A 1,016-nucleotide genomic window follows, 5' to 3' on the forward strand; every position below is an offset into this window, starting at 1 on the left:
TATTACCGTGCTCTCTACTGCGATTTCTCTAATGTCCTTGCCTGATCCTATGAATCACCAATCAGACATCCCTTCACTCCTCGCATTGGCTGCGGAACTCGCGCCGCGATCTGGCTACAACGCTACGTCTCTGCCGAGTGTCCGTATCCTGCGTTCCGAGACTATTCTTGAAGATGTTCCGGTACTTTATCGCCCTGGCGCGGTTTTCGTCCTGCAAGGGTTCAAGCAGGGTTTCCTCAATGGCGAAATCTACCGATATGACGCCGAGCATTATCTTGCCGTTTCGGTCCCTGTGCCTTTCCGGATGGCTTCGCAGGCTAGTCCTGCTCAGCCTCTGATCGCCATTTACTTCGATTTTGACCTCCATCTTGCTGCTGAAATAGCGACAACACTGAAGGGACAAGCCGGTCACGACGAAAGAATACGGGCGCGAAGTCTGATTTCAAGTCGAATGGCACCCGCCATGACGGATGTACTCCAACGCCTGCTTCACGCTCTCCATCATCCACAAGAACTCGCTATTCTCGGCCCGGGGCTATTGCGTGAGTTGCATTACCGCATTCTGGTTGGACCCCAAGGCGGCTCTCTGATGGCAGCATTGCATCGTAATGACACGACAGACAGGATCGTGCAGAGCCTCGCGCTGATCCGTGAACGCTACAAGGAAGGCCTATCGGTTCCGGAACTCGCTGTAACAGCCGGTATGAGCGTTCCATCATATCACGTCAGCTTTAAGTCCCTTACCGGGAACACCCCGATCCAATATCTCAAAGCACTGCGGCTGCACGAAGCCAGGTTGATGATCACACGACGTCAGGGAACACTTGCCACCATTGCCGCCGAAGTCGGCTATGCCAGTGCGGCCCAGTTCAGTCGGGATTTCAAACGCCACTTTCATCGCACCCCAACCGAGGAGGCTCACTGGATGCGCGAACACCTGGGAGAGCCACCACAGGCTTGACGCGAGAATTTCACGCCCGACAACGACCGATTGCTTAATAAACAGTCGGGATACG

The 1,016-nt window shown here is 54.5% G+C and carries 1 protein-coding gene; it reads left to right on the top strand.

Annotation, left to right across the window (positions count from 1 at the left end; all coding sequences use genetic code 11):
- The coding region (locus tag GSP01_RS14605; protein WP_307722869.1) for an AraC family transcriptional regulator at window positions 1-961 on the top strand (961 nt) is incomplete at its 5' end.
- Between the last annotated feature and the right edge of the window lie 55 nt (window positions 962-1,016).

This window comes from Gluconobacter sphaericus NBRC 12467 (genome assembly GCF_006539125.1).
Taxonomy (GTDB): Bacteria; Pseudomonadota; Alphaproteobacteria; order Acetobacterales; family Acetobacteraceae; genus Gluconobacter; species Gluconobacter sphaericus.